We start from the raw sequence: 24,128 nt of genomic DNA on the forward strand, positions 1-24,128 counted from the left end.
GTGTCGAACCGACAGTTACCTCCGCCTGAAAATCATGTCAATGCATTGATAAACAAGAACTTCTGTATATGGCACGAAAAATGCTTAACAAGGGTATCAAACTATATGACTCGTCTGATTTTTCTGGAGGGTGGGGCGAATGAATCGCTTTGTTATTGCCGACCCGCATCTTTGTATCGGATGTAATACCTGTATGGCGGCCTGTTCTGAGACGCATAAACAGCAGGGATTACAAACACATCCGAGATTGAATGTGGTGAAAATCGGGGAACTGACCGCGCCGATGCTTTGTCGTCAGTGTGATGATGCTCCGTGTGCCCGTGTGTGTCCGGTGAATGCCATTACACACGAAAATGACATGATCGTGCTGAATGAAAGCCTGTGCATCGGCTGTAAATTATGCGGTCTGGTCTGTCCGTTCGGGGCTATTACCCCGTCAGGCAGCAAACCTGTCGATATGCCGGACTTCTTTGAGCAGTATGTGCCGAAAGAGATGCTGCTGGATGTACCGGACAGTTTGCCGACCATGAACCCGTTTCTGGCATGGAATGCCGGCATCCGTAATATCGCGGTGAAATGCGATTTGTGTGATTTCAGTGAAGAAGGCCCGGCGTGTGTGAAAGTATGCCCGACCGATGCCCTCCATCTCGTTGAAGAGAATCAGCTGGAAAACGAAAGTGCGAAACGCCGTACCGCGTCTGTCGATGCGATGCCGCCGGAGTTCGACATTTTCGTCTCAGGACAGGAGAGCAGAAAATGACATCTCTTGAATTACTCTTATGGTCCGTTGCCCTGTATACCGCCGGCGGTTTTATTTCGCTGCTGTTTAAACAGCAGGAAAAAATGGCGGTGTATGTTGCCGGGCTCACGGCGATTGCCGGCGGGATCCTCGGTTTATTCAGTGCCGTTCCGGTGCTGATGAGCGGTGAAACACTGACGTTTTTCGCTCAGGGACCTTTCCCGTTCGCCCATTTTGTCATCCGCCTCGACAGTCTCGCCGCCTTTATGGTGATGGTGATTTCGCTGCTGGTGACCGTCAGCGCTCTCTATTCCCTGAACTATGTGCAGGAATATCTGGGACGCGGCGCGTGGAGCATGGGTTTCTTCCTGAACCTGTTTATCGCCTCTATGGTTGCCCTGGTGGTGATGGATAACGCCTTCTGGTTCATCATCCTGTTTGAAATGATGTCGCTGGCCTCCTGGTTCCTGGTCATTGCGGATCAGGATGACAAATCCATCCGCGCCGGTCTGCTCTATTTCTTTATTGCCCACGCCGGTTCTGTGCTGATCATGATCGCCTTCTTCCTGATGTGGCGCGAAAGCGGCAGTCTGGATTTCGATTCCTTCCGTCAGCTTTCACTGTCTCCGGCGATGGCCTCTGTGGTCTTCCTGCTGGGCTTCTTCGGCTTCGGTGCCAAAGCGGGTATGTTACCGCTGCACAGCTGGCTGCCGCAGGCTCACCCGGCTGCACCGTCTCACGCCTCCGCACTGATGTCCGGTGTGATGGTGAAAATCGGTATCTTCGGGATCATTAAAGTCGGTATCGACCTGCTGGGTGCAACCCAGGGCTGGTGGGGTATCGTGGTACTGGGCTTCGGCGCGGTCTCTTCTGTTCTCGGCGTTATGTATGCGCTGGCAGAGCACGATATCAAACGTCTGCTGGCGTGGCACACCGTGGAAAACATCGGGATTATCCTGATGGGCGTCGGTGTGGCAATGGTGGGTATGGCGAATGATATGCCGGTACTGGCAACGATTGGTCTGCTCGGCGCGATTTATCACCTGCTCAACCATGCGGTGTTTAAAGGTCTGCTGTTCCTCGGGGCCGGTGCGGTGATTTACCGTATTCACACCCGTGATATGGAAAAAATGGGCGGCCTCGCCAAACTGATGCCGCTGACCGCAACCGCGTTCTTAATCGGGTGTATGGCGATTTCCGCGTTACCGCCGCTCAACGGCTTTGTCAGTGAGTGGTACACCTATCAGTCATTGTTCTCAATGAGCCATGACGGCACATTCATCATGAAAATCAGTGGTCCTATCGCCATCGTGATGCTGGCGATCACCGGTGCACTGGCGGCGATGTGTTTCGTGAAAGTGTACGGTGTCAGCTTCTGCGGCGGTGCGCGCAGTGAAGCGGCCACCCATGCCCGCGAAGTACCGTGGACCATGACCGCCGCGATGCTGATTCTGGCGGTGGTGTGTGTGCTGCTGGGGGTCGGTGCAAGTGTGATTGCACCGGTGCTGGCGAAAGTGGCGATGTCACTGACGACGGCGACGGATGTGACTGTTGTGCAGGGCGCGATGCTGGTGCCGGATTCTGCCGCTCAGGCCATGATTTCACCGGCGATGACATTCCTGTTGCTGCTGGCGCTGCCGCTGATCCCGTTCATCATCTATCTGGTCTTCAAAGGCAAACAGATGAGCTTCCGCCGCAAAGGCGATGCCTGGGCGTGTGGTTATGCCTGGGAACGCGATATGTCCGTATCTGCCGGGGGCTTTACCCAGCCGCTGCGCTCAATGTTTGCGCCGCTGTACCGCATGCGCAAACAGCTTGATCCGTCAGCCCGTCTGGCTCACGCCTTAGACGTGACCAAAGCCGGGGCCGGAAAAGTCGAGCCATTCTGGGATGAACGCATTATTTATCCGCTGGTGCGCGGGATTAACCGTTTCGCCAAACGCATTCAGTGCCTCCAGGGCGGGGATTTCAGACTTTACTGTCTGTATGTCGTGGCCGCGCTGGTTGTTCTGCTTGTTGTGATTGCGGCGTAAGGAGAGAAACCATGTCGATTCAGGATACACCTACATTGATGACGGGGCTCTTCGCAGTAGTTCAGGCGATTTTCCTGCTGCTGCTGACGCCGCTGTTTACCGGCATCTCCCGTCAGATCCGCGCAAAAATGCACTCCCGTCAGGGGCCGGGCATTATGCAGGATTACCGTGACATCATCAAATTACTGAAACGCCAGTCTGTGGCACCGCGTGATTCCGGATTTATTTTCCGCGTGATGCCGTATGTGCTGCTCGGCAGCATGCTGCTGCTGGCGATGGCGCTGCCGGTTGTTACCACAACGTCACTGTTCAGCGGGGCAGGCGACCTCATCATCATCTTATATATTTTCGCGCTGTTCCGCTTTTTCTTCTCCCTGTCCGGTCTGGATACCGGCAGCCCGTTCGCCGGTATCGGTGCCAGCCGTGAGCTGACCCTCGGCGTGCTGGTGGAGCCGATTCTGTTCCTCGGCCTGCTGGTGGTTGCGCTGATTGCCGGTTCGACCAATATCGGCAGCATCAGTGCCGTGATGAGCCAGGGCTGGGTATCACCGACCGCCACCTTCCTGGCCATGCTGGCCTGTGGTTTCGCGACCTTTATCGAAATGGGCAAAATCCCGTTCGACGTTGCGGAAGCCGAGCAGGAACTGCAGGAAGGGCCGCTGACCGAGTACTCCGGTTCCGGTCTGGCGCTGGTGAAATGGGGGATCGGCCTGAAACAGGTGATTGTGGCAGTGCTGTTTCTCTCCATTTTCTTCCCGTTCGGCAGTGCATCCGTTCTGACCGCAGGCAGTCTGCTGCCGGCGCTGGGACTGATGCTGGTAAAACTGCTGGTGATTTTCGTTCTGGCATCGCTGGTCGAAAACAGTCTGGCCCGTGGTCGTTTTCTGCTGACGCATCATGTGACCTGGTTAGGATTCGGCGTGGCTGCGCTCGGATTCGTGTTCTATCTCACCGGTCTGTAAGGAGCGATAAAGCATGTTAGAAAATATTGCACTGGCGACCCTGCTGATTCCGTTTGCCGGGGCGTTGCTGGTCAGTGTCCTGCCGACGCGAATGGCCCCGTGGCTGAGTACCTTAGTCGCGCTGCTGGCCTCTCTCGGTACGGCGGCACTGGGCTGGCTGTATCTCGACGGCGGTAAGACCGCCGCCACACTGGAACTGGTTCAGGCCGGTGATATCGCGCTGTTCGGCTTTACCGTTGACGGCGTGAGCACCCTGATTGCGTTTGCGGTGGTATTCCTCGGTTTCCTGATTTGCCTGTACTCCACCGGCTATCTGACAGAAGGTAACCGCGAGCACGCCCACGGACCGACCCGCCGCTATTATGCCTTCCTGCTGATTTTTATCGGCGCGATGGCGGGTGTGGTGCTGTCATCCACCATTCTGGGGCAGTTACTGTTCTTTGAAATCACCGGTGGCTGTTCATGGGCGCTGATTGGTTACTACCAGACAGAAAAAGCCCAGCGTTCCGCAATGAAAGCACTGCTGATCACACACGTAGGTTCCCTCGGCCTGTTTATGGCGGCGGCAACCCTGTTTATCAGCACCGGTACGTTTGCCCTGAGCGCGATTAACCAGCTGAATGAGGCACAAAGCCTGATCGTCTTCGGCGGGATCCTGTTTGCGGCATGGGGTAAATCAGCCCAGCTGCCGTTACAGGCCTGGCTGCCGGACGCGATGGAAGCGCCGACACCGGTGAGTGCGTATCTGCACGCAGCGTCCATGGTGAAAGTGGGTGTTTACATCTTTGCCCGCAGCATCATGTCTTCTGACCATGTGCCGGAAATAATCGGCTGGGTTGGCGTGGTGATGGCCGTTATCACACTGGTGTATGGTTTTATGATGTATCTGCCGCAGAAAGATATGAAACGTCTGCTGGCATGGTCAACCATCACCCAGCTGGCGTATATCTTCCTGGCGCTGTCGCTGTCCATCTTCGGATCCAAAGAAGCCTTTGACGGCGGTATCGCGTACATCTTTAACCATGCGTTTGCCAAGAGTTTGTTCTTCCTGGTGGCCGGTGCACTCAGCTACAGCTGCGGGACCCGTATGCTGCCGCGTCTGCGCGGTCTGTCAAAACGCTATCCGCTGCTGGGTGTCGGTTTCTGTGTGGCTGCGCTGGCGATTGCCGGTGTGCCGCCGCTTAACGGCTTCTTCAGTAAATTCCCGATTTTCGCGGCCGGTTTCGCGTTATCTGAACAGTTCTGGATCTTCGCGCCAATCATGGTGCTGGTGCTGATCGAATCCGTTGCCAGCTTTGCCTGGCTGCTCTACTGGTTCGGCAAAGTTGTGCCGGGCGAGCCGGGCGAAGACGTGGCAAACGGAACTCCGGTTCCGGCAGCAATGCAGTGGGTTATCGGCCTGCTGATTGTGATGTCGTTCTGTTCAAGTGTTATCGCCGTCATCTGGCTCGGTTAAGGGAGAGAAAGTATGACTGGTTCCATTATTGTGAACAATCTGGCGGGGCTGATGATGATCACCTCGCTGCTGGTCATCGGGGCGAAGCGCCCGGTGGCTTCCTGCTGGTTCTATGCACTTCAGTCGCTGGTGCTGGTGGCGATTTTCGCCACGCTGTCACAGACACTGGATGCACCGCAGCTGGGCATGTGGGCGATCACCGCCTTCGCGACCAAAGTGGTGCTGGTGCCGCTGATTATGGGCTATGCCTTTCGCAAACTGTCTGATCCGACCGCCAACGGCGGCGTGATAAGCCCGGCCTGGCTGATGCTGGCCGCGGCGGTGATTGTGGTACTGTGCTGGTTTGTGGTTGAACCGGTGAAACTGCCGATGGTGGCGGATCTGAAACCGGCGCTGGCAGTTTCTCTGGGTCACTTTATGCTGGGCTTACTCTGCATCGTGACACAGCGCAACATCCTGAAACAGGCATTCGGTTACTGCCTGATGGAAAACGGATCGCACCTGACACTGGCTCTGCTGGCGTATAAAGCGCCGGAGCTGGTGGAAATCGGTATCGCGACGGACGCCATTTTCGCTGTGATTATCATGGCGGTGCTGGCACGTAAAATCTATCGCACGCTCAACACACTGAACGTGGATCAACTGACCGCGCTGAAGGGGTGATGAGATGAGTCAAACCATGTTGTTAACGTTATTAATGGCAACGCCGCTGGTGATTTCACTGCTGGCATTTGCCTGCCGCCTGGCGGGCGGCGGGGCGAAAGGTGTGGTCACCCTGGTGCATACCATCGGTATCTCCCTGATGCTCGTCTTCTCGCTGTGGATGGTGTACACCATCAGTGCGGAAGGGGATCTGCTGATGGCGAACCGCTGGATCCACCTGGACAGCCTGGCCGGGTTATTCCTGGCGATCCTCGGGATTGTCGGTTTCCTGACCGGTCTGTATTCCATCGGTTACATGAACCACGAAGTGAATGATGGTGAAGTGAGTGTGGCAACACTCTGTAACTATTACGGTTTCTTCCACCTGTTCCTGTTCACCATGCTGCTGGTGATCACCAGTAACAACCTGATCCTGATGTGGGCGGCAGTAGAAGCCACCACACTCAGCTCTGCGTTCCTGGTGGGTATCTACGGACAGCGCTCTTCCCTGGAAGCGGCGTGGAAATACATCATCATCTGTAGTGTGGGTGTGGCGTTCGGTCTGTTCGGCACTATCCTCGTGTATGCGAATGCGGCGAGTGTGATGCCGGATCCGGAACTGGCTATCTTCTGGACTGAAGTGCTGAAACATACCGCGCTGCTGGATCCGACCCTGATGCACCTGGCCTTTGTGTTTGTGCTGATTGGTTTCGGGACCAAAACCGGTCTGTTCCCGATGCACGCCTGGCTGCCGGATGCGCACAGTGAAGCGCCGAGCCCGGTCTCCGCGCTGCTGTCTGCGGTTTTGCTGAACTGCGCACTGCTGATCATCATCCGTTACTACATCATTATCACCTCAGCTATCGGCGGGGAATTCACTCAGACACTGCTGCTGGTTTTCGGGCTGCTCTCTGTGGCGGTGGCGGCGTTCTTTATCCTGATCCAGCGTGATATGAAACGCCTGCTGGCGTACTCCAGTGTGGAAAACATGGGGCTGATCGCGGTGGCGCTGGGTATCGGTGGTCCGCTGGGTGTGCTGGCTGCACTGCTGCACACGCTGAACCACAGCCTGGGCAAAACCCTGTTGTTCTGCGGTTCCGGTAACGTGTTACTGAAGTACGGCACCCGTGATATCACGGTGGTCAAAGGGATGCTGCGCACCATGCCGTTTACGGCGGTTGTCTTTGCGGGCGGCGCGCTGGCACTCGGCGGTATGCCGCCGTTCAACGTGTTCCTCAGTGAGTTTATGACCGTGGTTGCGGGTCTGGCGGCGGATCATTTCTGGCTGACACTGCTGCTTTTGATCCTGCTCACTATCGTCCTCGGCGGGTTGGTTAGAATGGTATCGAAAACCCTGTTCGGCGCACAGCCTGACTGCGTGTCACGCGGCGAGGCAGGGATCCTGACGACATTGCCGATGGCCATCCTCATTGTACTGATGCTGGTGATGGGCACCCACATTCCGCAGCCGGTCAGCCGTCTGCTCGAAAATGCCGCCACTATTGTCCTGACGGACAGTGCATTACCAGGTACAGAATTAACCACCCCGGACTACCGCTGGCCGTGGGGTGTTGATACAACATCCACATCATCGCAGGAGAAATAAAACGTGAGCTATCAGAATTACACAGATACCCTTCAGGGCGTTCGTAAAGGCGCGGGCTATCTGGCACAGGTCCGCGAGAAATTTCCCCATGCGGTGCTGGAAGAGGAGTGGCAGACTGCCAACCAGCTGACCATCACCATCAAAACAGAAATGCTGCCGGAAGTGGTGGAGTTTCTGTACTACGGCTGCGGCGGCTGGCTGCCGGTGCTGTGGGGTAACGATGAGCGTCCGCTGAACGGGCAGTTCGCGGTTTACTATGCACTCTCTATGGAAGAGGGTGAAAAATGCTGGGTGACTGTGAAGGCGTATGTCAGCCCGATCACCCAGGAGTTCCCGTCTGTCACACCGCGCGTGCCTGCTGCGGTGTGGGGCGAGCGTGAAATCCGCGATATGTACGGGCTGCGCCCGGTGGGTCTGCCGGATGAGCGCCGCCTGGTGCTGCCGGATGACTGGCCGGATGATCTCTATCCGCTGCGCAAAGACACCATGGATTACCGTCAGCGCCCGGCACCGACCACCGATACCGAGACTTATGAGTTTATCAACGACAGCAAAAAAGATGCGCGCGTTGTGCCAATCGGCCCGCTGCACATCACGTCGGATGAACCGGGTCACTTCCGTCTGTTTGTTGACGGGGAACGGATTGTCGATGCGGACTACCGTATGTTCTACGTCCACCGTGGCATGGAAAAACTGGCGGAAACCCGTATGGGGTATAACGAAGTCACTTTCCTGTCAGACCGCGTGTGCGGCATCTGCGGCTTTACCCACAGCGTGGCATACACCACATCGGTGGAAAACGCGCTGGGGATTTATGTGCCGCAGCGTGCGCACACTATCCGCAGCGTGCTGCTGGAAGTGGAACGCCTGCACAGTCACCTGCTGAACATCGGTCTTGCCAGCCACTTTACCGGCTTTGATACCGGCTTTATGCAATTCTTCCGTGTGCGTGAAAAATCCATGACCATGGCCGAATTGCTGACCGGTGCCCGTAAAACATACGGAACCAACCTGATCGGCGGTGTGCGCCGTGACTTCCTCAAAGAGCAGCGGGTAAAAACCATTCAGCTTGTCCGTGAGATGCGTGCGGATGTCACACAACTGGTGGATATGCTGCTGAGTACGCCGAACATGGAACAGCGTACCGTCGGTGTCGGTCGTCTGGACCCGAAAGTGGCCCGTGATTACAGCCCGGTCGGCCCGATGATCCGCGCCAGCGGCTTTAAACGCGATGTGCGTTTTGATCATCCGTTTGCCGACTACGGCAACCTGCCGAAAACCCTGTTTACCATGGATGGCTGTGATGTTTACTCCCGTGTCATGGTGCGTGTGAAAGAAACCCTCGATTCACTCGCCATGATCGAATATGCGCTGGATAACATGCCGGAAGGGCCGATTCTGACCGAAGGCTTTACCTATCAGCCGCACAAATTTGCGCTGGGTTACACCGAAGCACCGCGCGGGGAAGATATCCACTGGAGCATGCTGGGTGATAACCAGAAACTGTTCCGCTGGCGCTGCCGTGCGGCCACGTACGCTAACTGGCCGGTGCTGCGCTATATGTTGCAGGGCAATACGGTGTCTGATGCGCCGCTGATTATCGGCAGCCTTGACCCTTGCTACTCCTGTACTGACCGCGTGACGCTGGTGGATGTGAAAAAACGCAAAGCGAAAACCGTGGCGTACAAAGAGATCGAGCAGTACAGCATCGATCGCAAACATTCACCGCTGAAATAAGCCGGAGGGAATACCATGTTTAAACTGTTTAAAACCCTCCGCAATGCGGGGACAGCAACGGTCAAATACCCGTTCAAACAACTGGAAGTGGCGCACGGGTTCCGTGGTAAGCCGGAATATGTGCCGGAACAGTGTATCGCCTGCGGTGCCTGTATTTCTGCCTGTCCGGCAAACGCGCTGACGATGGAAACTGACCTGGAAAGCGGTGAGCGCCGCTGGCAGTTGTTCCTCGGCCGCTGCATTTATTGTGCGCGCTGCGAGGAAGTCTGTCCGACCCGGGCTATCCATCTGACCGAAGAGTTTGAAACGGCGGTGATGAACAAGGCGGATCTCTATATGAAAGGGACATTCCGCTTACAGCACTGCCGTCAGTGCGGGGAAGCCTTTGCACCGAAAAAATCCGTGGAATATGCGATGGCGCTGATGGTGGCATCCGGTGTGGAAGAGAGCGGAATTGAAGCGTTGCGGCCGATGTATGAAACCTGTCCGTCCTGTAAGCAGAAAAATAACCTGCTGAACAATGACCGTCAGAACTTCCGTCTGCATATTGAGGGAGAAAAATCATGAGTTTACCTGACATTCCGGTAAACCATCATGTCAGCGAACCGCTGAAGATGGATGAACAGGTAGCGAAGCTGAAAAGCACGCTGCTGAAAGATATCAAACGTTCAGCGTATGTTTACCGTGTGGACTGCGGCGGCTGTAACGGCTGTGAGATTGAGATTTTCTCCGCTATTACCCCGGTCTTTGATGCGGAGCGTTTCGGGATCAAAGTGGTGGCCTCGCCGCGTCACGCGGATATTCTGCTGTTTACCGGCGCGGTGACCCGCGCGATGCGGATGCCGGCACTGCGGGCGTATGAATCCGCACCGGATCCGAAAATCTGTATCTCTTACGGTGCCTGCGGCTGCGGCGGCGGTATCTTCCATGACCTGTATTGTGTCTGGGGCGGCAGTGAGCACATCGTGCCGATTGATGTCTGGATCCCGGGCTGCCCGCCGACACCGGCAGCAACCATCTACGGTTTTGCTGTGGCTCTGGGTCTGCTGAACCAGAAACTGAAAGGCCAGGATCATGTCGAGGAAGACAATGAGCGCGTTCAGCTGCTGCTGCCGTCCGTTCCGCTGGCAACCCGTGTGATGATTGAGCGTGAGGCACGCCGCCAGGCCGGGTATTATCAGGGGCGCGAAATCAGTGACCGCTTCCTGACGCTGCTGGAAAATGCCACACCGGAACAGGTGAAAGGTACAATGCAGACCTGGATGGATGAAGAGCAGGATCCGCGTCTGCGCGAAATTGTGAACCGTCTGGTGACCGTATTACAACAAGGAGGCATTCATGCCTGAACAGACACCCGATCATGCAGGTACTGACGGAAAAGTGATCTTCTGGTCGCTGAGACAGAAATTTGTCGACAGTGACGATGATGTGCCGGAAGAGGCTCAGCAGGTGATGTATTACTCACTGGCAATCGGCCACCACGTTGGCATGATCGATTGTCTGAATACGGAGCTCATCTGCCCGCTCAGCGGTTATCAGTCCTGGGTGAATGCGCTTCCCGAAGGGGAGGCGCGCCGCAAATTGCAGGGGCTTATTACCTTCGGTGAAATCAATATCGATTCCACGCATACCAATATGCTTGCACTGGCATTAGATCCGCTGACGAAGGATAAAAATCCGGACTTCCGCGAATGGAGTGCCACGCTTATCCGCCTGCTGGGAGAGATTGAGCGTGAACCGGCAATTTACCTGATAGTGAAGCGCCGCCCATGAGTGAAATGACTGCAAAAAATGTGATGCTGGCGGTCGGTAACAGCATGATGGGGGATGATGCGGCAGGACCAATGCTGTTTGATCTGATGGATGCGAACCCGGTTGACGGCTGGATCGCCGTTAACGGCGGCAGTGCACCGGAGAATGTGGCGCATCAGGTGCGGGCACTGAAACCGGAACGTCTGCTGATTGTGGATGCGGCGGATATCGGTCTGAATCCCGGGGAAATCCGCATTATTGACCCCGATGATATCGCCGAAATGTTTATCATGAGCACGCATAATCTGCCGCTCAACTTTCTTATTGATCAGCTGAAAGAAGATATCCCGGAGGTTATTTTCCTGGGTATTCAGCCGGATCTGGTCGGGTTTTATATGCCGGTCAATGAGAAAGTCACCGGTGCTGTACAGCAGGTTTATGATGCGCTGCCGGGCTGGGAAGGGCTGGGCGGATTTACCTTATTTGAAGGTGAAGACGAAGAGTGAGTCTGTTCCTCTGACTATCACTGAAACCGCCGCAGAAATCCGGCGGTTTTTTTATAAATACACGGATTTAAGGCCGGTATTTGATATCCGGCCGGTGCATTTTTTTCTATGGTCTGAGCTTTCTTTCTGAGAGTAAAAATACCATGAAAAAAAATGCTGTTGTTATTTCGCTTGTTTTACTGCTGTCTGCCTGTGCCACCAAACAATACCCGCAGGCTGCAGCGATATCCGGCGAGGAATCGGTCTTAATGAACTGTCATGATATTAAAACGGAAATTGCCAAAACCCGCAGTATTCAGCAGGAAATTGAGAAAACCGGTGAATTTGACGGTAAAACGATATTAGGGTTTCTGGGGGATTTTGGTATCGGAAACGGGATTGCCAAAGGGGATGCCCGCGAAAAAGTCTCTGCCCGTCTGGGGCAGCTGATGCGTTTACAGGAAAATAACTGCCGCTGATGTATAAAAAAATACCGCAATCATTTGCGGTATTTTTACCTGAGATCCGTTGTGCGGCTCAGCAGCATTTCGGGCCGCCTTTGCTGCCGTAACGGGCATCCTGACGATCGCGGAAAAACTCTTCATAGGTCATCGGTGTCTGATCAGGATGGGTGTTTTTCATGTGTTGTACATAGTTATCGTAATCCGGCACACCAATCATCATTTTGGCGGTCTGACCGAGATAACGTCCTGCTTTTGCGAGAGTATCAAACATAATTATGACCCTGAACCTGTTGCGTACGGAGGAGCGGCAGTTGTCTGCCGCTCCTTATTTCACCAGTATATCAGATTTTAATGGGCAGATTTGCTGTTTGCCACTAAATCAAGATAGTTTTCCGGCATTGGCTCGTACGGTGTTTCGTTGTCCGTCGGTTTGTCGGATTTCAGCGCTTTCAGCGCGGTCTTCAGTGAGAAGACAGCCAGCACCACCACAACAACCATAAAGAACAGTGTCAGACCGGCATCGAGACGGTTATTAAACACCAGTTGTGACAGCTGGGATGCGCTGTACTGCGACGGGATATTACCGCTGTCAATCATTGCCTGGAACTTATTCGCTACCGCCAGGAAACCGACACGGGCATCTTCGCTGAACACTTTTTCCCAGCCTGCGGTCATGGTACAGATTAACAGCCATGCCATCGGCACCAGAGCCACCCAGGCGTAAGCCTGGCGTTTCATCTTGAACAGCACCACTGCGCACAGCATCAGTGCCATACCGGCCAGCATCTGGTTGGCGATACCGAACAGCGGCCACAGGGTGTTAATACCACCGAGCGGATCCACCACGCCCTGATGCAGGAAGTAACCCCACGCCAGCACACACAGCGCGGTGGCGATCAGGTTAGCAGGCAGGGAATCGGTCCGTTTCAGTGCCGGGGAAATCACACCCAGTAAATCCTGTAACATAAAGCGCGCGGAGCGCGTACCGGCATCCACGGCAGTCAGGATAAACAGGGCTTCAAACAGGATGGCGAAGTGATACCAGAAGGAGACATCCATCAGGCCGCCGAGCGCCCCGTGCAGAATATAGGCCATACCGACGGCGAGTGTCGGCGCGCCCCCCGCGCGGGAGATAATGCTCTGTTCGCCCACTTCATTGGCGATATTGGTTAAGGTTTCCGGGGTTATCTGGAAGCCCCAGCTGCTGACCACACTGGCGGCAGAGGCGACGACATCAGTGGTTCCGGCCGGTGCCAGCATTGCCATCGGGCTGTTCATGGCGAAGTACACACCCGGGTCGATCACACAGGCGGCAACCAGTGCCATAATCGCCACAAAGGATTCCATCAGCATGCCGCCGTAACCGATAAAGCAGGCCTGGTTTTCGTTAGCCAGCATTTTCGGTGTGGTACCGGAGGCAATCAGGGCGTGGAAGCCGGAGACCGCACCACAGGCAATAGTAATAAACAGGAACGGGAACAGATCCCCCGCCCAGACCGGGCCGGTGCCGTCGGTAAATTTAGTCAGCGCAGGCATTTCCAGCATCGGGCGCATAATCAGGATACCGATCGCCAGACCGACGATTGTCCCGATTTTCAGGAAGGTAGACAGATAATCACGCGGTGCCAGCAGTAACCAGACCGGCAGAACTGCTGCGACAAAGCCGTAACCGACCAGCATCCAGGTTAACTGTACGCCGTCATAATCAAAATACGGTGCCCAGGTCGGGCTTTCTGCCACCCAGCCGCCGGAGATAATGGCGAACACCAGGAAAATCAGACCGATAACAGAGACTTCCCCGACACGTCCCGGACGGATGTAGCGGGTGTAAATCCCCATAAAGAAAGCGAGCGGGATGGTAAAGGCCACGGTGTAGGTTCCCCACGGGCTGTGGGTCAGGGCTTTCACCACGATCATGGCGAGGACGGCAAGGATAATCACCATAATCATAAAACAGGCGATCAGCGCGATCACCCCGGCGACATTTCCCATCTCCTCTTTGACCAGTTCCCCGAGGGAACGGCCGTTGCGGCGGGTGGAGACAAACAGCACCATAAAGTCCTGTACCGCCCCGGCTAATACCACACCGGCGAGCAGCCAGAGCATGCCAGGAAGATAGCCCATCTGCGCTGCGAGCACCGGACCGACCAGCGGACCGGCACCGGCGATAGCCGCAAAGTGGTGGCCGAACAGGACTTTTTTGTCTGTCGGTACATAATCAAGCCCGTCATTATTTTTAAAGGCGGGGGTCATGCGGGTTGCATCGACTTTCAGTACTTTCTCTGCGATATACAGCCCGTAATAGCGGTATGCCACCAGATAAATACAGACGGCGGCAACGACTATCCAGAGCGCGTTGATCTGTTCGCCTCTGTTCAGTGCGATATACCCGAGGGCAAAGGCACCGACAATTGCGAGCAGCACGCCGGCAAGTTGTTTGAACGCTTTCATAGATTTCACCTGTCAGAATGAGTAAAGAGGAGTAGTTTCAGTTTGTTATTATCAAATTGTACGGAAGAGGAATAACACTTATTTGACTTAGTTCCCAGCAGTAACCTGCGGATAAGATGGATTTATTTCATTATTGTTAGGTTAATCACTGTTAGCGGAATGTAGCGTGATTGTGGTTTCAGGGAGATGATAAGTTCACAAAGAAAATACACAGATAAAAAAGGGTTATTCACAAAATGAATAACCCTGTGATATCCGATAATGGTCAGGTTAATTTCCGTCAGGCAGACGGGTGGTTACCAAAAGGGGGTGTTCCGGAAAAAAGAAATGATCAGTTTCACGGATTGGTACTGCCCGGCTGAGGGTCATTTCACTGATCGTTTCCCTGAGTTTATTAAACTCAACGGCCCCCGAATTTCCGCCGTAAAATTTATCACACAGAAAAGTGTTAAATATATTTTCTGCAATATGATTATAAATATCCGCTCTGATTGCGGTTCTTTCACCGGCCAGTGCGGCGTTATACTGGCGGTTTGATTCAGCCAGCTCTTTTTGCAGGTTTTGTCGTGCTTCAATATTCACCGGATGATCCGGTGATTTTTTTATTATATTCTGCATTTTTGCTGACATTATATCCGCTGTTTCATCAGGAACGGCATTTTCTATCTCAAGCGTATTGATCCCTTTCGCCAGTGATGGGTTGTTGAGAAGTGCCTGAATAATTGACGATTGTGCACAACCGGCATTCAGTTCTGTTTTACTGAAGTACGTATCTTTGATCTCATTAAACAGGTTTTCTTTTTCAGTCTTACCGATTTTTACATGGTTTTCTCTGCATGTCTGATCAATAGTCCGGTTAATAAAGGCTGAAACAAAGGTCGTTTTCTCCTGTGCCCGCCATTCTTTTATTCCGTTATTAATATTTTCTTCAGCACATGAAATAAAACCGGAATCGGTAATAGCATCCGGTTTTTTCAGTGGCATGCTGAATTTACAGATATCGGAAAGTAAATTTTTACTGAATTCACGGGTGTCTGTCACGAACATTTTTTTATTCAGCCTGAATTCCATTGTGGTATTTTGTATATAATTTATCCTTTCCGCCATACGGTCAAACTGAAGCGGATTTATTGTTCTCCCGTCTATTTTTGGTAGTGGTATATTAACAGAGGGTTTATTTCCGGGGATGTCACTGATTCTCATAAAATATCCTTTTTATATGGTTGATTAGCTAATTATGTCTGCTTTTATGATTATTTCTTTAAAAAAATAAATATTAATTATTTTTTTAAAGAATGTTTTTTACCGGGAATTATTTTGAGTGATGGATTAAACATAAAAGTATTATTGGTTTTGGTGTGAAATGATATGACTAATGCTATTACCTTTATCAGGGAAAAATATGCCGGATTTATCATCGTTTCACCGCACAGCAATGATGTTGCTGCGTCATATCAGCCCGGACGCGCCACAGCCTGCTACAGATCAGCATACATTTATGTTAACAATCGACAGCCGTTATTCATTGTCTCTGGCCGTCATTGATGGGACTGACTGGTATCTGTCAGCAAATACCGGGGAATTACCACACATTACGCAGAGTAATGAATTACTGCAGAAAGTCCTGAAGCTGAATACGTTAACACAGCTTTCCGGGCAGCCGGTGATTTCCCTGAATGACAAAAATGAGTGGGTGATCTGGAGCCGTCTGTTACTTCAGGGAACGGAAGACAGCCATGTCATTGCGTTATTTGACTATATTCTGAAATCCGCAGATTACTTGCTGGATCTTCACTAAACACAGAGGGAGCTATTATGGGACCAATACAGGGAATACAGGGACATCCGGCGATTCAGACCGGGAATAATGATATTTACGATTCAACAGGTGGTAACAATTCATCGTCATATGTCAGTGCATCCGGAATTAAATCCGTTTTATTACATGCGTGGAATACGGTTAAGTCCGTTGTTTCCGGCATGTTATCATCATTCGGTTCGCATCTCAGCGGACAGCAGGGTAGTGATAAGCCGGGCAGAGAAATTGTGATGGATATGTCTTCGCGGCCGGCGCAGCCGTTACCGGGTATGGATGCTCAGTTTGAAAACAGTATTTATGAGAGCAGTGGTGAGAGTACCTATGATTCAGTTTATGCGCATATCGGATCCGGACGACCGGAAAGCCTTTATGCTTCTGTTGATGATGATGCTTTTGTTCGTGAGTCGGTTGCACCACCGATCCCGGGTTCACCGCGTCCGTCATTAACCGGATCGCTGTACAGTGAAATTGAAGAGCCGCTGTATGAGGAGATTGGTAACGACCAGGATCAGACTCCGCCGCCGGTAAATCTTTCGACTCATCCGTCATTATCGCGGTTACCCGGCCCGGACGACGATATTTACGCGGAACCACATGACAGCCTGAAAGCTGGCGGCAGAGCGGAACAGGAAAGTATGGAGCCGGGATATGCATCATTACATGAAAATATCTATTCTGAGCCATATAATTCCGGAAATACGATCAGTACACCGCATAATGACCAGAAGCAATCATTACCGGATGCACAATTACAACAGCGTATAATGAGAGAAAGACTGAATATATCGTAACTTTACCGGTCAGTCAGCCCGTAAACACCCGGGCAGACTGACTGTTATTCTCTTCAGACCGCTTTTCTGCGGGTCAGCAGCGACACCAGACGTTTGCCGAAGACGGTCAGAATCAGGCCCGCCATAATAAAACCGAGACCGGCGAACTGCATCATGGTGATGGTTTCCCCCAGCAGCAGCGCGCTGCTGGCAATGCCGGCAAACGGCACCAGCAGAGCAAACGGCGTGACACGCCAGGTTTCGTAGCGGCCCAGCAGACGGCTCCATAAGGTATAGCCGACAAAGGTGGAGAGATAAGCGAGATACATAATAGCCCCCACAGTCAGCAGGCTGATATGGGAAATACTGCTGACAATTGCGTCTGCACCTTCCATCCACAATGACATCAGGATAAACGGAATAATCGGCACCAGCGCACTCCAGGCGACCAGCGACATCCCGTTACAGTCCGGTGTCTCTTTCATAATGATACGGTTGCAGATATTACCGCAGGCCCAGGAGAAGCCACCGGCCAGCGTCATCATCAGCGCCATCAGCGGAATGTCGGTCAGACTGCCGCTGTCCCCGCCTTTCGCCAGCACGGTTAACCCGACAACGGCGACAATAATGCCGATCACCTGGCTGATTTTCAGCGACTCTTTCAGGATCAGGCCGCCGAGGACAATTGTGAAGAAGACCTGGGACTGTAAGACGACAGAGGCAATCCCGGCCGGCATCCCGGCTTTGACCGCACTGAACAGAAAGGCAAACTGGCCGAAGCAGATAGTCAGGCCGTAGATAACCAGGCGGCTCAGGGCGATTTTCGGGCGCGGAATAAAGAAGACGGCGGGCAGTGCCACAAACAGAAAACGCAGTGCCCCGAGAAATAACGGCGGAATGCCGGTGACGCCCACTTTGATCACCACGAAGTTCACCCCCCAGATCACGGCGACCAGCAGGGCGATTAAAATATCATTAATTTTCATATCAGGTTTTTATCTCTCTTTTATTATTTTGATAATACGCGGAGCCACGCGCAGTATCAGACAGGAAGCGCCGTGAAAAATTAAGTCATTGTTACAGTCATTGTAAAACAGCACCGGGAAACCGATATCAACAGTCAGCGGGAAATTATTCGTAAACTGTTATGAAATACGGGAAAAACCGGCGGTGCGGATGATTGATCACCATCATATTGTACTTCTTTAACACAGTTATAATTCATCATGCAATTGTAAAATTGTTCTGAAGGGACGCGCCTGCGTCAGTGTCGTTGTCTGACACCGGACAGAACCGTTCGACATTTTTGACGATCCCGTCGGTGCCATCGCCTGTCATGGTTATAACAAAAAAATTAAAACAAAATATATTCAGTAAGTTAAAGGGATTTTATTTCAGCTTTAAAATTGGCATAAACCCTGCATGACTGGTGGTGATAAGGCGGTATTTACCCGCTAAGAGAAGATATAGGAGCAATGTTGATGGAAAAGGTCATCACCGTCTGCCCGTATTGCGCCTCAGGCTGTAAAATTAACCTGAAGGTGGAGAACGGGAAGATCATTGGCGCGGAGGGCGCGAATGGTCACACCAATGAAGGAGAGCTCTGCCTGAAAGGGTATTATGGCTGGGACTTCATTCATGACACCAAGATTTTAACCCCCCGCTTAAAGACCCCCATGATCCGCCGTCAGCGTGGTGGCAAACTGGAACCGGTCTCCTGGGAAGAGGCGATTGAGTTTGCCAGTTCCCGCCTGTTGGCTATCAAAGAGAAGTACGGCCCGAAAGCGATTATGACTACCGGTTCATCCCGTGGTCCGGGTAACGAAGCCAACTTCGTGATGCAGAAATTTGTTCGTGCGGCAGTCGGCAGTAACAATATTGACTGCTGCGCACGTGTCTGACACGGCCCTTCGGTTGCAGGTCTGCAGCGTTCGGTCGGTAACGGCGCAATGAGTAACTCAATCGTCGAGATTGAGGATACCAAATGTATTTTTATCTTCGGTTACAATGCCGCGGATTCACATCCTATCGTCGCCCGTCGTATTGTGAAGGCGAAAGAGAAGGGTGCACAAATTATTGTCTGTGACCCGCGCTATATTGAATCAGCGCGTCTTGCTGACATTCACTTAGCACTGAAAAATGGTTCAAACATTGCGCTTATCAATGCGTTAGCGCATGTGATTATTGCGGAAAATCTGCACGATAAAGCCTTTATCGATGGCCATACCGAGCAGTTTGAGGAATACCGCAAGCTGGTTGAGCCGTACACACCGGAGTCCGTGGAAGCGACCACCGGTCTGAAAGCTGAGGATATCCGCAAAACAGCCCGTATGTATGCGAAAGCGGAAAACGCGGTCATTCTGTGGGGTATGGGTGTGACGCAGTTCTATCAGGGTGTGGAAACTGTCCGCGCACTGACCAGCCTGGCGTTACTGACCGGCAACCTGGGTAAACCGCATGTCGGTGTCGGCCCGGTCCGTGGTCAGAACAACGTTCAGGGTGCCTGTGATATGGGTGCACTGCCGAACACACTGCCGGGCTATCAGTATGTGGAAGACAAAGCTGCTCTGGAGAAATTTGCCAAATTCTGGGGCATCGAAAAAATGCCTGCCGAAAACGGTATTCCGCTGAGTGAGGTTCCGCACTTTATCGACGAAGGCGTGCTGAAGGCACACTACGTGATGGGTGAGGATCCGCTCCAGACAGAACCGGATCTGGCGACTATCCGCCGCACCTTCGATAAACTGGAGCTGCTGATTGTCCAGGATATCTTTATGACCAAAACCGCGTCGATTGCTGACGTGATTTTCCCTGCCACTTCCTGGGGGGAACATGAAGGGGTGTATACCGCAGCGGATCGCGGGTTCCAGCGCTTCTATAAAGCGGTTGAGCCGGTCGGCGATGTGAAACCGGACTGGGAAATTATCAGTCTGATGTCCACGGCGATGGGTTATCCGATGCATTACAACAACACCAAAGAGATCTGGGATGAGTTACGTGAACTCTGCCCTATCTACTATGGTGCGACCTACGAGAAAATGGCGGATCTGGCTTATATCCAGTGGCCGTGCCGCGATGTGGCGGACAGTGATCAGGGAACAGAATACCTGTACGACGGCGGTATCTTCGATACCCCGAACGGCAAAGGTCAGTTCTATACCTGTGAATGGCGTGCGCCGATCGACCAGGTCAGTAATGACTATCCGATGGTGCTGGCAACCGTCCGTGAAGTGGGGCATTACTCCTGCCGCTCCATGACCGGTAACTGTAAAGCACTGGCGGCACTGGCGGATGAGCCGGGCTATATCCAGATCAATACCGCAGATGCCGCTGCACTGGGGATTAAAGATCAGGAGCTGGTCTGGGTGGCATCCCGTCAGGGTAAAGTTATCACCCGCGCGAATGTCAGTGAGCGTCCTAACAAAGGGGCGGTTTACATGACCTATCAGTGGTGGATTGGTGCGTGTAACGAGCTGGTGGCGGAAAACCTCAGCCCGATTACCAAAACACCGGAATATAAATACTGTGCTGTCCGCGTCGAACCGATTGCGGATCAGAAACAGGCTGAGCATTATGTTGTTCAGGAATATACCGGTATTAAGCGCCGTCTGCGTGAAGCGGCGGAAGGGTGTTAATCCGTTAGTCTTAATATGATAAAAAACCGGCGCTCAGAAATGACCGCCGGTTTTTTTATATTTTAATTTTTTGTTTAATTATGATGTCAGTCGTATTCAGTTTCTGAATTTTGATCACATATTATTGCCCTGAAAATAAATGAACATATTACGACAGCCATTCCGTTTCTTTTGCGATATATTTTTATTTGCGAGACATTCTTATTTCAGTGGCGGTGATTTAAATATCAAGTCAGTGATTATCTTCTTCGAATATATCCTGTACAGAAATACCTAACCGCTGCATACGGGATAATAATGTTGTCCGTTTCAGTCCCAGACGGGTTGCGGCTCCCCGGGCACCGGCAACAACGCCGTTGGTGGCCTTCAGGGCAGCAATAATCCGGTCGCGCTCTTCGTCATCATTCTCCGGCGCGGCCGTCTGCATCCGTTTTTCCAGTGAGCTCGGGGTCTCCAGCGCCGTTTTCAGGCGTGAATGCTTTGGGATGTTCAGTTCATGCAACTGAATATTCAGGGTGTTTCCGCGTGTCAGGATCACTGCCCGTTCAATCACATTTTCCAGCTCGCGCACGTTGCCGGGCCACGGATAGCGGCTCAGCTGCTCAAGGGCATCACGCGGAATGCAGTCGATATTGCGGTTCATCCGGCGGGCAATCTTCTGTGTGAAGTAGGTCGCCAGCAGCGGAATATCCTCCGGACGCTCGCGCAGCGGCGGGATCCAGATAGGGAACACATTCAGCCGGTAGTAGAGATCTTCGCGGAATTCGCGCTCATCGGTCATGGATTTCAGGTTGCGGTTGGTGGCGGCAATCAGCCGCACATCCACCGGAATTACCTTATTACCGCCGATGCGCTCAATTTCCCGCTCCTGTAACACCCGCAGCAGTTTTGGCTGGAGATCCAGCGGCATATCGCCGATTTCATCAAGAAACAGGGTGCTTTTATCCGCCATTTCAAAGCGGCCGATATGGGTGGTGGTTGCACCGGTGAAGGCACCTTTGTCATGGCCGAACAGGTCGCTTTCCAGCAGCCCGGACGGGATGGCCGCGCAGTTCATTTTGATCATGCTGCGGTGATGGCGGTCACTCAGGCGGTGGATGGCGCGGGCAATCAGCTCCTTGCCGGTACCGGTTTCGCCTAGGATCAGCACGGTGCTGTCGCTGGCGGCAACCAGATCCACCTGCTCCAGAATATTGCGCATGGCATCACTCTGGAAAATGATTTCACTGAAACTTTCGTTGTTGTGAATCTGTTCGTTCAGCCACAGGTTTTCATGCTTGAGGCTGTCTTTCAGACGGGTGATCTCTTCATAAGCCGCGGCATTATCCACCGCAATAGCGAACCGGGCGGCTATTTGTTTGAGCAGATTACAATTATCGTCAGTAAAAATATGATTATTTTCATGAGATAATATCAGAACACCCAGCGGCTTATGGTTAAATGCCAGCGGCAGCAGCAGGGTTTCCGTCATACCCTGCGCGCAGACATGCTGATACAGCGGATCGTTTGTCGCGCTGTCGAGTGTCAGGCACATCGGCTGGTTACTGTCCAGAACCTGAGTCAGATCAGGATGCAGTTCATCCAGATGATATAATGTTTTTTCTGCGGGTTTGCGGGCCTGATAATAGCTGGAATAACAAAGATATACAGCAGAACTGTAATTATCACACAACGCAATGCTTATCTGGCTCAGCCCGAAAAACCGGTGGATCTCGCGGGAAACCTCAGCAACCAGGCCGTCCATCTCCAGATGGGAAAGCACTGAGTTGGTGATATCCACCAATATCCGGTACTGGTCACGTTCATGGCGTATGTGTTCGGTCTTGTCAGTGTTGTCCACAACGTCTCCGCTCGTCTTCGTCTTTCACATTCCTGATCCGGACGGATTGCTCTTAAAATTAATTCCCCTCTGCGTAGTTATAGGTATAAATAAGGTGCAGAGAGGTAATATCCATTATTGTAATGACTCTGTAAGAAAAGAATATCGCTGTCTGATTTAAGTTTGATCCAATCCCCTATTTTTCGGCGGGATGAAAACCTAATATATTATGACACATACTGATGATAAAAATTATCGTCAAAAATGTCGAACTGTGTGACGAATATTCTCACTATGACACACAGTGCGGCAGCATTATTTATTAATACGCTGATTTCACTGAAATTAAAAAAAATGCCAGACTGGCACGATGCATGCTTATTTCCTGATTATTCTAACCAGAGGACGGCTGCACCGGAGTGCCGGATGTGAAGTCGCCGCGTATCATTCAGGAGAGTATGATGAACCGTTTCATCATTGCAGACCCAAAAAAGTGCATTGGCTGTCACACATGTGAAGTCGCTTGTGTTGTTTCGCATCAAGAGCAGGAAACCGGTATTGAAACAGTGGTGAAAGATGAATTCTTTCCCCGTATTCATGTGATGAAAGGGTACACCATCAGTACGGCAGTTGTCTGCCGTCAATGTGAAGATGCACCGTGCGCCAATGTCTGCCCGAACGGCGCTATCAGCCGTAAAGATGATTTTGTGTATGTCGATCAGGCAAAATGTATCGGCTGCAAAACCTGTGTGATTGCCTGTCCTTACGGCACTATGGAAGTGATCAGCCGTCCTGTTGCACAACAGACAACTGCACTGAACACCATTCCTCAGTACCGCGCGGAAGCCCACAAATGTGATTTATGCCATACCCGTGCAGGCGGACCTGCCTGTGTGGAAGTGTGCCCGACTCATGCATTAATGGTGGTTGACCGTAATAAGATGGATGAGATCGTCAAAGAACGCCGCCGCCGCGCCGCATTTGAAATGCCGGCCGACCTGATGTCCTGAGGACAGACGGATGCATGAGGTGACGTTATGCCAGAATGCGCTTGATATTATCGAGCAGCAGGCAAAACAGAGCGGGGCGCAGCGCGTCACCGCTGTCTGGCTTGAATTGAGTGCGGTATCCTGTATCGAAGAAGATGCCCTGCATTTCTGCTTTGATATCGTCTGCCGTGATTCACTGGCTGAAGGGGCTGAACTGCATGTCACCACCGTCCCGGCGCAGGCCTGGTGCCGGGAGTGTCAGAAACCGGTCAGTGTGGCCGGGTTTAACACCGGCTGTCCGCACTGCGGCAGCCATAATCTGCAGGTGGACAGCAGTGATGCCATGCAGGTCAGACAAATCGAAATTCAGTAGTCCGGTAAGGACTTATCAGTCAATCAGGAGCCGGTTATGTGTTTAGGTATTCCCGGGCAAATCGTTGCCGTGGGTGACTCTGTAACAGACAATGCGCAGGTGGAAGTGTGTGGTGTCAGACGGGATGTGAACATCGCGCTGGTTTGTGAAGGTGAGCCATCAGAAATGCTGGGGAAATGGGTACTGGTTCATGTCGGTTTTGCCATGAGCATTATCGATGAACAGGAAGCCCGCGATACGCTGGATGCATTACTGGCTATGGAAAGTGTCGAAGAGGATGTGTCGTATTTTCTGCGTGGTAATGCGTAGCGGTATGCAGTCCGGTTATCCTGCTGAAACACCTGTTCTGACAGGTGTTTAATTTCGTTATTTTCTGCCGTATCCCTCCGTTCTGTT

The 24,128-nt window shown here is 52.5% G+C and carries 23 protein-coding genes; 18 read left to right on the forward strand and 5 right to left on the reverse strand.

Going from position 1 to position 24,128, the window contains the following annotated elements; genetic code table 11:
* The first annotated feature begins 139 nt into the window (after positions 1-139).
* The 12 genes from AB7038_RS04525 (at position 140) to AB7038_RS04580 (ending at position 11,891) form a co-directional block, all read left to right on the forward strand.
* Positions 140-760 carry a 4Fe-4S dicluster domain-containing protein gene (locus AB7038_RS04525; RefSeq protein WP_004234994.1) on the forward strand — a complete coding sequence of 207 codons (621 nt, stop codon included), beginning with the start codon at positions 140-142 and terminating at the stop codon, positions 758-760.
* Positions 757-2,772 (forward strand): hydrogenase 4 subunit B, encoded by a 2,016-nt coding sequence (hyfB, locus tag AB7038_RS04530; RefSeq protein WP_368889913.1) that lies wholly within the window; start codon positions 757-759, stop codon positions 2,770-2,772. Before AB7038_RS04525 ends, hyfB begins: the two co-directional genes overlap by 4 nt.
* A gap of 11 nt (positions 2,773-2,783) precedes the next feature.
* Positions 2,784-3,734 carry a respiratory chain complex I subunit 1 family protein gene (locus tag AB7038_RS04535; RefSeq protein ID WP_369452837.1) on the forward strand — a complete coding sequence of 317 codons (951 nt, stop codon included), beginning with the start codon at positions 2,784-2,786 and terminating at the stop codon, positions 3,732-3,734.
* Between the two features lie 13 nt (positions 3,735-3,747).
* On the forward strand, positions 3,748-5,190 hold the full coding sequence (locus AB7038_RS04540; protein WP_369452838.1) for a hydrogenase 4 subunit D: 1,443 nt from the start codon (positions 3,748-3,750) through the stop codon (positions 5,188-5,190).
* Between the two features lie 12 nt (positions 5,191-5,202).
* Positions 5,203-5,853, forward strand: coding sequence for a hydrogenase 4 membrane subunit (gene hyfE / locus AB7038_RS04545; RefSeq protein ID WP_004235001.1), 651 nt, complete (start codon positions 5,203-5,205; stop codon positions 5,851-5,853).
* Positions 5,854-5,857: 4 nt separating this feature from the next.
* Positions 5,858-7,438: a hydrogenase 4 subunit F gene (locus tag AB7038_RS04550; RefSeq protein WP_024474458.1), complete on the forward strand. Its 1,581-nt coding sequence runs from the start codon at positions 5,858-5,860 to the stop codon at positions 7,436-7,438.
* A 3-nt stretch (positions 7,439-7,441) separates the two neighbouring features.
* Positions 7,442-9,175 (forward strand): hydrogenase large subunit, encoded by a 1,734-nt coding sequence (locus AB7038_RS04555; protein ID WP_108656143.1) that lies wholly within the window; start codon positions 7,442-7,444, stop codon positions 9,173-9,175.
* Positions 9,176-9,190: 15 nt separating this feature from the next.
* Positions 9,191-9,742 (forward strand): hydrogenase 4 subunit H, encoded by a 552-nt coding sequence (gene hyfH / locus AB7038_RS04560; RefSeq protein WP_369452839.1) that lies wholly within the window; start codon positions 9,191-9,193, stop codon positions 9,740-9,742.
* Positions 9,739-10,521, forward strand: a complete 783-nt coding sequence (locus AB7038_RS04565) for an NADH-quinone oxidoreductase subunit B family protein (protein ID WP_368889915.1) — start codon at positions 9,739-9,741, stop codon at positions 10,519-10,521. The genes hyfH and AB7038_RS04565 overlap by 4 nt, the downstream gene beginning before the upstream one ends.
* Entirely contained in the window at positions 10,514-10,948 is a 435-nt protein-coding gene (locus AB7038_RS04570; RefSeq protein WP_024474460.1) for a formate hydrogenlyase maturation HycH family protein, read from the forward strand. Before AB7038_RS04565 ends, AB7038_RS04570 begins: the two co-directional genes overlap by 8 nt.
* Positions 10,945-11,433 (forward strand): hydrogenase maturation peptidase HycI, encoded by a 489-nt coding sequence (gene hycI, locus AB7038_RS04575; protein ID WP_368889916.1) that lies wholly within the window; start codon positions 10,945-10,947, stop codon positions 11,431-11,433. The genes AB7038_RS04570 and hycI overlap by 4 nt, the downstream gene beginning before the upstream one ends.
* A 143-nt stretch (positions 11,434-11,576) precedes the next feature.
* Positions 11,577-11,891 carry a hypothetical protein gene (locus AB7038_RS04580; RefSeq protein WP_368889917.1) on the forward strand — a complete coding sequence of 105 codons (315 nt, stop codon included), beginning with the start codon at positions 11,577-11,579 and terminating at the stop codon, positions 11,889-11,891.
* A 58-nt stretch (positions 11,892-11,949) separates the two neighbouring features.
* On the opposite strand, the gene AB7038_RS04585 is transcribed toward AB7038_RS04580, so the two are convergent.
* The 3 genes from AB7038_RS04585 to AB7038_RS04595 all read right to left on the reverse strand — a co-directional run bounded on the left by AB7038_RS04585 (position 11,950) and on the right by AB7038_RS04595 (position 15,374).
* Entirely contained in the window at positions 11,950-12,147 is a 198-nt protein-coding gene (locus tag AB7038_RS04585) for a YbdD/YjiX family protein (protein WP_004235011.1), read from the reverse strand.
* Positions 12,148-12,224: 77 nt separating this feature from the next.
* Positions 12,225-14,327, reverse strand: coding sequence for a pyruvate/proton symporter CstA (gene cstA, locus AB7038_RS04590; protein WP_369452840.1), 2,103 nt, complete (start codon positions 14,325-14,327; stop codon positions 12,225-12,227).
* A gap of 270 nt (positions 14,328-14,597) precedes the next feature.
* Entirely contained in the window at positions 14,598-15,374 is a 777-nt protein-coding gene (locus AB7038_RS04595) for a hypothetical protein (RefSeq protein WP_369452841.1), read from the reverse strand.
* 391 nt (positions 15,375-15,765) lie between these two features.
* On the opposite strand from AB7038_RS04595, the gene AB7038_RS04600 reads away from it, so the two are divergent.
* Together AB7038_RS04600 and AB7038_RS04605 are read left to right on the forward strand one after the other, a co-directional pair.
* Complete coding sequence (locus tag AB7038_RS04600) at positions 15,766-16,125, forward strand: type III secretion system chaperone (protein WP_368889940.1); 360 nt, start codon at positions 15,766-15,768, stop codon at positions 16,123-16,125.
* 17 nt (positions 16,126-16,142) lie between these two features.
* A complete protein-coding gene (locus tag AB7038_RS04605) occupies positions 16,143-16,937 on the forward strand; it encodes a hypothetical protein (RefSeq protein ID WP_369452842.1) in 795 nt (264 codons plus the stop codon).
* A 53-nt stretch (positions 16,938-16,990) separates the two neighbouring features.
* On the opposite strand, the gene AB7038_RS04610 is transcribed toward AB7038_RS04605, so the two are convergent.
* A complete protein-coding gene (locus tag AB7038_RS04610; protein WP_205515655.1) occupies positions 16,991-17,902 on the reverse strand; it encodes an EamA family transporter in 912 nt (303 codons plus the stop codon).
* Positions 17,903-18,397: 495 nt separating this feature from the next.
* Between AB7038_RS04610 and fdhF the strand changes: the two genes are divergently transcribed.
* Positions 18,398-20,551 (forward strand): formate dehydrogenase subunit alpha, encoded by a 2,154-nt coding sequence (fdhF, locus tag AB7038_RS04615; RefSeq protein ID WP_368889921.1) that lies wholly within the window; start codon positions 18,398-18,400, stop codon positions 20,549-20,551.
* A 232-nt stretch (positions 20,552-20,783) separates the two neighbouring features.
* On the opposite strand, the gene AB7038_RS04620 is transcribed toward fdhF, so the two are convergent.
* Positions 20,784-22,391: a sigma 54-interacting transcriptional regulator gene (locus AB7038_RS04620; protein ID WP_369452843.1), complete on the reverse strand. Its 1,608-nt coding sequence runs from the start codon at positions 22,389-22,391 to the stop codon at positions 20,784-20,786.
* 440 nt (positions 22,392-22,831) lie between these two features.
* Between AB7038_RS04620 and hydN the strand changes: the two genes are divergently transcribed.
* Genes hydN through hybG form a run of 3 tightly spaced genes read left to right on the forward strand, consistent with a single transcriptional unit; the run spans position 22,832 to position 24,041 of the window.
* Entirely contained in the window at positions 22,832-23,380 is a 549-nt protein-coding gene (gene hydN, locus AB7038_RS04625) for an electron transport protein HydN (protein WP_046893118.1), read from the forward strand.
* A 10-nt stretch (positions 23,381-23,390) separates the two neighbouring features.
* Complete coding sequence (gene hypA, locus AB7038_RS04630; RefSeq protein ID WP_004236221.1) at positions 23,391-23,732, forward strand: hydrogenase maturation nickel metallochaperone HypA; 342 nt, start codon at positions 23,391-23,393, stop codon at positions 23,730-23,732.
* Positions 23,733-23,768: 36 nt separating this feature from the next.
* The gene (hybG, locus tag AB7038_RS04635) at positions 23,769-24,041 is read left to right on the forward strand and encodes a hydrogenase maturation factor HybG (protein ID WP_004236222.1); all 273 of its coding nucleotides are present in this window, start codon (positions 23,769-23,771) and stop codon (positions 24,039-24,041) included.
* The last annotated feature ends 87 nt before the right edge of the window (positions 24,042-24,128 follow it).

Origin of the sequence: Morganella morganii (assembly GCF_041099235.1) — a bacterium.
Classification (GTDB): Bacteria; Pseudomonadota; Gammaproteobacteria; order Enterobacterales; family Enterobacteriaceae; genus Morganella; species Morganella morganii_E.